Origin of the sequence: Acidiplasma cupricumulans, assembly GCF_001402935.1 — an archaeon.
GTDB lineage: Archaea > Thermoplasmatota > Thermoplasmata > Thermoplasmatales > Thermoplasmataceae > Acidiplasma > Acidiplasma aeolicum.
Genome location: NZ_LKBH01000303.1, coordinates 1 through 8,677, shown reverse-complemented (window position 1 = coordinate 8,677; position 8,677 = coordinate 1). Strand labels below are relative to the sequence as shown.

The 8,677-nt window shown below is 34.6% G+C and carries 8 protein-coding genes; 2 read left to right on the top strand and 6 right to left on the bottom strand.

The genetic code is table 11. The features are described 5' to 3' along the window. Positions 1-762: pyrroline-5-carboxylate reductase (proC, locus tag AOG55_RS08545; protein ID WP_055041175.1), on the bottom strand; the 762-nt coding region annotated here is incomplete at its 3' end. Between the two features lie 149 nt (positions 763-911). Here proC and AOG55_RS08540 point away from each other — a divergent pair. Next, the gene (locus AOG55_RS08540) at positions 912-1,292 is read left to right on the top strand and encodes a hypothetical protein (RefSeq protein WP_048101178.1); all 381 of its coding nucleotides are present in this window, start codon (positions 912-914) and stop codon (positions 1,290-1,292) included. Positions 1,293-1,320: 28 nt separating this feature from the next. Here AOG55_RS08540 and AOG55_RS08535 read toward each other — a convergent pair whose 3' ends face one another. The 5 genes from AOG55_RS08535 to AOG55_RS08515 form a co-directional block, all read right to left on the bottom strand. After that, on the bottom strand, positions 1,321-2,301 hold the full coding sequence (locus AOG55_RS08535; protein WP_055032588.1) for a homoserine dehydrogenase: 981 nt from the start codon (positions 2,299-2,301) through the stop codon (positions 1,321-1,323). 104 nt (positions 2,302-2,405) lie between these two features. Next, positions 2,406-4,778, bottom strand: coding sequence for a DNA gyrase subunit A (gyrA, locus tag AOG55_RS08530; RefSeq protein ID WP_048101180.1), 2,373 nt, complete (start codon positions 4,776-4,778; stop codon positions 2,406-2,408). 11 nt (positions 4,779-4,789) lie between these two features. Then, a complete protein-coding gene (gyrB, locus tag AOG55_RS08525) occupies positions 4,790-6,721 on the bottom strand; it encodes a DNA topoisomerase (ATP-hydrolyzing) subunit B (protein WP_048101181.1) in 1,932 nt (643 codons plus the stop codon). 62 nt (positions 6,722-6,783) lie between these two features. After that, positions 6,784-7,461, bottom strand: a complete 678-nt coding sequence (locus AOG55_RS08520; RefSeq protein ID WP_048101182.1) for a hypothetical protein — start codon at positions 7,459-7,461, stop codon at positions 6,784-6,786. A gap of 88 nt (positions 7,462-7,549) precedes the next feature. After that, positions 7,550-8,131, bottom strand: coding sequence for a hypothetical protein (locus AOG55_RS08515; protein ID WP_048101183.1), 582 nt, complete (start codon positions 8,129-8,131; stop codon positions 7,550-7,552). 81 nt (positions 8,132-8,212) lie between these two features. Here AOG55_RS08515 and AOG55_RS08510 point away from each other — a divergent pair, with 81 nt between their 5' ends. Further along, a complete protein-coding gene (locus AOG55_RS08510; protein WP_048101184.1) occupies positions 8,213-8,641 on the top strand; it encodes a bis(5'-nucleosyl)-tetraphosphatase in 429 nt (142 codons plus the stop codon). Positions 8,642-8,677 lie beyond the last annotated feature (36 nt).

Sequence of the window (8,677 nt, the reverse complement as noted above, 5' to 3'; positions counted from 1 at the left end):
TGATTTTTTATATGCACCCTCAACAGCATCCGCTATGGCGGTTCTTATGTTTCCTTTTTCAAGATAATAAAGGCCAGCAACGGTTGTCCCTCCTGGTGTCATTACCTCATCCCTTAAGTCTGAAGGTGAAATTTTTAATTCCCTGATCAGACTTGCCGTTCCAATAAATGTTTCCAGTGTAAGATATTTAGCAGTATCCTTTGGAATGCCAAGCCTGACTCCAGCAGATATCATTGCATCTATCATTACAGAGATAAAACCAGGGCCACTGCCACTCAAACCTGTTACTGCATCTATATAATCTTCCTTAATTTCAACAGGTGTGCCAAAGGACGATAATATTTCAAGTACTATTTTTTTATTTTCATCATCTAAATTATAATAGCAAAAGGCATTTACTGATTTCTGGACAAGCATGGGAATGTTTGGCATAACCCTGATAACAGGCGATTTATCTAGATATTTATTTATTAAATTAATGGTTATTCCTGCCATAACTGAAATTATAACCTTGCCATTTGCCACATCTTTAATTTCCTCCAGAATTTTTACCGCATTTGATGGTTTTACTGATAATATTATAATATCCCCATTTTTCGCATTTTCATAATTGGATTGAAAAATATTATATCTGCCGTTATTCCATGACTTTAGCCTTTCATATGATCCAGAGCTAAGAAAAATCTCATAATTTTTTAATTTTGCAATTCCAGTTACTATTGATCTACCAACTGTGCCGACACCTATAATTGAAACTTTCATAACTTATAATTGTTATAAAATATATTATTTTGATGATTTTTAACAGGCATTTTTATTAAATAATAGCATTAAATATTTCAGGATAAAGATAATAATTTTAATATAAATATGACAAAGTCTTAAATAATAACATTATGATATCCCCCTTAATGATTATATTTAGCCTGATACTTGCATTAATAGCGGTCTTAATAATGATAGTAATAATATCCATTCCAATGTATATAGCCTCAAAAATAGTGGCCAGGAGATCCACCGCGACACTGGGCAATGCGGTTATTTCAACAATTATGACAGCAATTATAATAATAGTGGTTTATGCAGGACTTCGCCTTTTATTCTTTCCAATTCCCATTCTTGGGACATTGCTTGCCTTTCTAATAACATTTATTATTCTTTTATATGTTTATTCGCAGATTTATAGAATAAGCATGGAGAGGGGACTGCTTTTGGTAATAATGCAGGTATTTATATGGTTTGTGCTATTATTTATAACAGGTGTATTCGCTGCAATGGCTGCGGCAATTTAGATTGCCTTTTTTAATCAATATAAAAAATTTATATTATGAGAAGGTCATTAACAACCTGCGCCGCCGTTTCAAGCGGGCCGTCATGCTTTTCAAAGATTGTTATATCATCATTGTTATCTGTTTTTTCCAGATACCCCATTGACAATGAATCCAGGCATGCAAGTGTTTCTTTTCTGTCCAGCTCAAAAATTTTTGATTCTATTGTAATTTCATTCTCATTTTTAATATGTGATAAAACACGGTATATTTTTCCTGATTCCTTCATGTAATTAATATCTTTTAGGTTTTCAATGCCATCATATTTCACATCATTCAATGTGTAATCCTTATTTAGCAGTGCATTGGCTATTATAACCGTTTTTCTGGCACCGTCAAGGCCATTGGTATCGTCATGGTAATCGGTTTCTGCAATCCCCATGTTCTGTGCAGTTTTTACAGCATCATTAAAATCCAGGCCGGCCAGTAACTGTGATAATACAAAATTTATTGTTGAACTTACCTGACCCTTAAATTCAAGTATATTTGATGATTTTAAACAGTATGAATTTAAATTAAATAGTGGTGTGCCACCACCAACAGAAGATTCAAAAAGTATTCTTTTCTTGTTTTTATATGCACCCTCCATAATCTCCTTCCAGTGAAGTGCCAGAGGGGCCTTATTTGAGGTCACAATATTTTTGCCCGATTCAAAGGCTGATGTGTACAATTTCATTCCTGCAATTCCGTCCTTTGTGGCCGGTGACATATCAACAATAACATCTGATTCAAGTGAATAAATCTCATCGAATTTTATATTTTCTGCCAGTTCCCCAAGCTGGTTCCTTTGCTTGTACATTAGAACCTTTTCCAGATCGAGACCATTTTTATCATATACTGTATTTTTTGAATCAGATACAGAGATAACCTCAATGCTTTTGCCATACCTTTCCATAAATAATTTTTTGTTTTCATTTAAAATACCAAGAACTGCCTTTCCAATATGGCCAAGACCTATAATAGAAACTTTCATTGGTGGTTATTGTAACTAATTTTATAAATATTTCTGGTTTATTTTTTATAAAGATGGTAAAATGCACAATTAAAAGGTTAATAATAAATTTATTAAAATATAAATTATAGAACAGATGCGGCTATGACTGAGTCATCATCATCCAGATTTATTAATCTTACACCTGATGTAACCCTTGATAGTATTCTAATTTCATCCGCACTAATTCTTATTGTTTTGCTCTTCTTTGTTATAATTAATATCTCATCCCCATCCCTAACAGGCAGCGCTGTAACTATAGACCCGGTACGGTCACTTTCCCTAAATATAAGATTACCACTGGATCCACGGTGATGTACTGTAAATTCAGATACCTGTGTTCTCTTGCCCATTCCATTTTCAGTAATTGTTAGTACAGTGTCATCATCGTTTACGAGAAATGCATTTATTACCTCGGCACCGTTTAACTTCATTGATTTAACGCCCCTTGATGTTCTTCCTGTGGATGAAACCTCATCACTTAAAAATATTGCAGCCTTGCTGTTTGATGCAACTATAAATATTTTGGAGGGTTTAACAAGATCTGAAACTGAAACCACCTCATCATCCCTGTCAAGATTAATGATTTTTACACCAGATTCCCGCATGTTAAGTATCTCCCTGACAGGTGTTTTTTTAATAAAACCATTTTTTGTAACTATTATAAGGAATGATTTTTTATCCTCAGGAGACCTCATTATCTGCCTTACTATCTCCCCGTCAAGCAGCTTAAGGAATGTTGAACCGGAAACCCCAACTGCCGTCCTGGATTTTTTCTCTATAGTATATGCCTTTGCACTGAGCACCCTTCCGGTGTTTGTAAAGAAATAAAGGAGGTCATGCGACATGCATGACAGTATGCTTCTCACACTATCCTCACGCCTTGTTACAGTCACAATGCCCCTGCCACCACGCTTTTGTGTATTATACTCCTCAGATGACACCCTTTTAATTAGTCCGTTATTGCTTAATATTAAAATTGACTCCTCGTTTGGAATCAGATCCTCATCATTTCTTTCAACAAGTTCACGGTCAAGTATTTTTGTCCTTCTTTTGTCCCCATAAAGCCTTTTTAGTTCAATCATTTCATTTTTTAGGACCTCCCTTCTTTTGTTCTCATTATTTATTATTTCATTTAATTTTATGATGTTCTCCCTTATTGATTTTAATTCATCCTCTATCTTCTTAATTTCAAGACCTGTTAATCTCTGCAATCTCATTTCCAGTATTGCCACAGCCTGTTTCTCTGAAAGATTTATTTCTGACATCAGCCTGTTCCGTGCCGTATCAACATTTTCGGAACCGCGAATTATTCCTATGACTTTATCTATGTTCTGAAGTGCAATGCTTAATCCAGTCAGTATGTGTTCCCTTTCCCTTAACCTATTTAAATCAAATATTGACCTTTTTTTAATTATTTCCAGCCTGAAGTTTATAAAAGTGTCTATCATTTCCTTCAGGTTCATTGTAACCGGCTGGTTATCCAAAAGCACGAGATTGTTAACTCCTATTGATGTTTCAAGCTGTGTGTGTTCCAGCAGCTGGTTTATTGTTAATTTTTTCTCATCATCGTCCTTAACCTTAATAACTATCCTTATGCCATGCCTGTCGCTTTCATCCTTAATATCCAATATATTGCTGATAACATCATTTTTAACAAGATCCGCCACATTCTGAATATAAACTGCCTTATTCACACCATATGGCAGGCTTGTGATTATTATCTTCTTTTTCTCCTCTGAAATCTCTCCCTGGCACAGGACCTTTCCGTGGCCGGTTCTGTATATGTCAAGCATGTCACTGCTTTTGTAAACAATGCCACCGCCGGGAAAATCCGGACCCTTAATAAAACCTAAAAGTTCATTAACAGAACATTGTGGATTATCAACAGAATATATAATTGCATCTGCAACCTCGTTAAAATTATGTGGTACCATGTTTGTGGCCATTCCCACCGCTATTCCAGATGTACCATTAATCAGCAGCTGTGGTATCTTTGATGGAAAATATAATGGTTCCCTTAATGAACCGTCAAAATTCGGCATGAATTCTACAGTATCCTTATCTATGTCCTGCATCATATCCTCTGCAATTCTCTGGAGCCTTGCCTCTGTATACCTCATGGCAGCCGGGGAATCGCCGTCTATTGATCCAAAGTTACCCTGCCCATCAATTAATGTGTATCTTAATGAAAAATCCTGTGCCATTCGAGCCAGTGCATCATATATTGCCATATCGCCATGTGGATGATACTTACCCATGGTTTCTCCAACAATACGTGCAGATTTTTTGAATGGTTTATCGTGGGTCACATTCAGCTCGTACATGGAATAAAGTATTCTACGCTGTACAGGCTTCAACCCATCCCTGAAATCAGGTATTGCCCTGCTGACTATGACACTCATTGCATAATCTAAATATGATGTTTTAATTTCTTCCTCTATAGGTTTTACAAGCATTTATCTCACCCTCATATGTCAAGATTCTTTACGTACTTTGCGTTTTCCTCAATGAATTTTCTTCTGGGCTCCACCTTTTCACCCATTAATATGCTAAATAATTGATCTGCATAATAGGCATCCTCTATTGTAACCTGCACAAGCTTCCTCGTTTCAGGGTTCATCGTGGTATCCCAGAGCTGTTCCGGGTTCATCTCACCCAGACCCTTAAATCTCTGTATTATTACATTGCCACCAAGCTTTTTAATCAAATCATCCTTTTCATCCTCGAAGAAAACATAGTGTATGTCATTCCCCTTTTGAATTCTGTATAATGGAGGCTGGGCAAAATATACATGGCCCTGATCAATAAGATCCTTCATAAATCTGTAAAAGAATGTTAGCAGGAGTGTCCTTATATGTGCACCATCCACATCCGCATCGGTCATTATTATGATTTTATTATACCTTAAATTCCTTATATCAAATTTATCCTTTATATTCGTTCCTATGGCTGTTATTAAATTTTTTATTTCCTCATTTTCAAGAGCCTTATTGTCATTTGCCTTTTCGACATTAAGTATTTTACCCCTCAATGGGAGTATTGCCTGGAATTCCCTGTTTCTTGCCTGCTTTGCAGATCCACCTGCAGAGTCACCCTCAACTATGTATATTTCCGTTATTTTTGAATCGTCTGATGAGCAGTCTGCAAGCTTACCGGGAAGGCTTCCGCTCTCAAGTGCAGTTTTTCTCCTTACAAGGTCCTTGGCCTTTCTTGATGCCTCCCTTGCAGCTGATGCAGCAAGAACCCTTCTTATAATGGCCTCAGCAACAAGGGGAAATGATTCAAAGTATTCCTTAAGGTATTTTTCTGTTATTGATGAAACAATATTTTTAACTGCACTGTTCCCAAGCTTTTCCTTGGTCTGTCCCTCAAACTGTGGATTGTACATCTTTACATGCAGCACTGATACAAGACCCTCCCTGGTATCATCTCCGGTAATCGCTGAAACCCCCTTTATTAAATTTTTATTCTTTGCATAGTCTATAATTGCCCTTGAGACGCCGGTATGAAAACCTGTAAGATGCGTGCCGCCCTCCGGTGTTTTTATGTTATTTACAAAGCTTTCTGATATTTCAGGGACATCGTTATTATACTGCATGGCGAATTCAACGGTGTAATCTTTATATTCTTCATAGCAGTGTATTGGATCCTTATTTATTACCTCCTTTCCCTGATTTAAATACTGCACATATTCTACCAGGCCACCATCGAAATGAAATGATTCTGATTTGTTTGTTCTAAAATCTGATAAATTAATTGTAATTTTTGGATTAAGAAATGCAAGGTCCATTATCCTTTCACTTATGACGCTGTATGAAAAATCTGTGCTGTCAAATATTTCCTTATCAGGATAAAATTTTATTATTGTTCCATGTTCTGGATATTTTATAACAATATCTTTAATATTTTCATCATTTTTTGCCTCATCAGGGGTTAATGTAACCAGACCTGACACAGGAATGCCCCTCTCAAATCTTTCATAGTATATCTTACCATCTTTTTTTACAAGGGCAATTAAGTATTCTGAAAGTGCATTAACCACATGAACTCCCACACCGTGAAGGCCGCCGGTAACCTTATATACCTTTTTATCAAATTTTGCACCGCTATGAAGCTCTGTCATAACGATTTCCAGGCCCGGCCTGTTATACTTAGGATGTATATCTACAGGAATTCCCCTTCCATCATCCTCCACAGATATTGATCCATCCCTATATATTACAATATTTATATTGGATGCAAATCCTGCCATGGATTCGTCTATACAGTTATCTACTACCTCATAAACCATGTGGTGCAGGCCCTCTGTCCCAGTTGAACCTATATACATGCCAGGAACCTTTCTGACAGCCTTTAAACCTTCCAGTATTTGTATCTGTGATGAATCATATTTATCCATACTAAATCCTATAATAGATGCAATCTATACTTATAAAGTTTATACAGAATCAATGTTTATAATTATTGTACCTCATTTAAAATTTTTATGAGCCCCTTTTTGTCACCCGGGGTGGATAAAATAACCGCTTTTATTCCATAAGATTCAAGTGCATCACAGTAATCCTTTAATGAATTTTCATTTATGTATGGCTGTTTTATTGATCCTATGGTTTCTGAATTTCTTTCTGTTTTTATGATAATATAAGGAATTATTTTAGATGCATCTAAATTTTCAAGCATTTCCGGTTTTTTAAGATTAAGGGCAAGATAAAATGATGCATTTGATTTCATTCTTTCCTTTATTTTTGCATAACTGTAGGAAAAACTTATTATCAATCCCGCATTAACATTACTTTCAGCAGCAATTGATGCGGCGGTTTCAGATGATATCTCATTTAATCTTTTTCCATATTTTGGTTCATCACCCATGGTAAAAACAATTGATGATTTAATCATTTTTGCAGCTTTTATAATTGAATGTACATAAAGTTCACCAACGCTGTTAAGAGCTTGATTTATAATTATATCCTTTTTAAAATATTTTTCCCGTATCATGTATCCTATTAGAATCGGCGGTATTTTTGGATAACCAAGTGGATTATCAGGTATGTTAAATCCATCAAAGCCCTCCATGTTTTCTATTTCTGATTTTAAATTATGTTCTTTTACGAATGGATAAATTTCTGCCAGAAGTCTCATTATTTTGTATAAACATAACCAAATATAGATTTTTGGAATTTATATAAATAAATTAATACTTTTATTTTAAAATGATTCCAGGTAATATTTATTTTGAAAATTCCAGTAATTTCGTTGATTTTTTTGATAATATTGCCAGAATTGCATCATTATTTTTTTTATCAAGCTCCTGTAATGCACCCTGTGGCTGTATGCTTACCATATTGTCCTTTAAATCATTGAATGAAATGGAATTCCTTAAAAGTGCGTCTATGTAATATCCGGCCTCGTTAATTCCTGAGGATAAAATTTTTTCAAATGCATTAATTTTAATCTCGCATATATCTCCAAACAGATAAACCTTTGAAAATTGCAATCTTAAGGGTCTAAAATTATCTCCATAATCAGGAATTATATCTGATTTATCCAGAATATATTTACCGGATGCGAATCCAAAGCCAATTATTCCTGTTTTAATTTTATATGGCATATTTATATATTCGGTATGCATCGAATGGAGCAAAAAAACACTTGAATTTACATCTATTTTATTATACATGGATTTTAACCTTGGTTTATCCCTGAACCCCCATGTTCCGGTATAAAGGAAGTTAAGCCAGTCCTCCGGTGGACCTGTTAGTTTAATAAAATTTTTGTCCATTAATAAAGTATTAAGATTCTCATCTGACATTTTTAACTTATTTTGTATGTTTAATTTATATTTAAAATTTAAAAATGCCAAACAATATAAGGGATACAACAATCAGTAATCATGGAGCTTAATGAATACAGTTACGGCATTATACTTTATAAAAAAAATTCCAGTTTAAAGTTTTTGCTTTTAAAAAGATCTGAGGGGTGGCTTGATTTCCCTAAGGGGCATATTGAAAAAAATGAGACAGAAATTGAGGCTGCAATCCGGGAAACATTTGAGGAAACTGGAATTAAAATTAATCCTGATGATATTGATAGGAAATTTTCATATTCAATGTGCTACAAATTTCAAAGGGGAAATGATATGGTAATAAAACATGTAACAATGTTTTTGTCAGAAATAAATGATGATGCCAGTATTAGGATTTCTGCGGAGCATTCAGGATATATGTGGCTTGATTATAATGATTGCATGAAAAATTTAAGCCATGAAAACCAGAGGGAAATGATCAAAAATGTATATGAATATTTAAATACTCGAAAATAAATTATATTAAAACCTATACTTTTTTGATCATTTCCC

What these genes read in the sequence shown, in the direction of transcription:
- AOG55_RS08540 (WP_048101178.1), top strand. Translation starts at nt 912, where the DNA reads ATGATTATATTTAGCCTGATACTTGCATTAATAGCGGTCTTAATAATG.
- gyrA (WP_048101180.1), bottom strand. Translation starts at nt 4,778, where the DNA reads ATGCTTGTAAAACCTATAGAGGAAGAAATTAAAACATCATATTTAGAT.
- AOG55_RS08510 (WP_048101184.1), top strand. Translation starts at nt 8,213, where the DNA reads ATGGAGCTTAATGAATACAGTTACGGCATTATACTTTATAAAAAAAAT.
- AOG55_RS08515 (WP_048101183.1), bottom strand. Translation starts at nt 8,131, where the DNA reads ATGTCAGATGAGAATCTTAATACTTTATTAATGGACAAAAATTTTATT.
- AOG55_RS08535 (WP_055032588.1), bottom strand. Translation starts at nt 2,301, where the DNA reads ATGAAAGTTTCTATTATAGGTCTTGGCCATATTGGAAAGGCAGTTCTT.
- gyrB (WP_048101181.1), bottom strand. Translation starts at nt 6,721, where the DNA reads ATGGATAAATATGATTCATCACAGATACAAATACTGGAAGGTTTAAAG.
- AOG55_RS08520 (WP_048101182.1), bottom strand. Translation starts at nt 7,461, where the DNA reads ATGAGACTTCTGGCAGAAATTTATCCATTCGTAAAAGAACATAATTTA.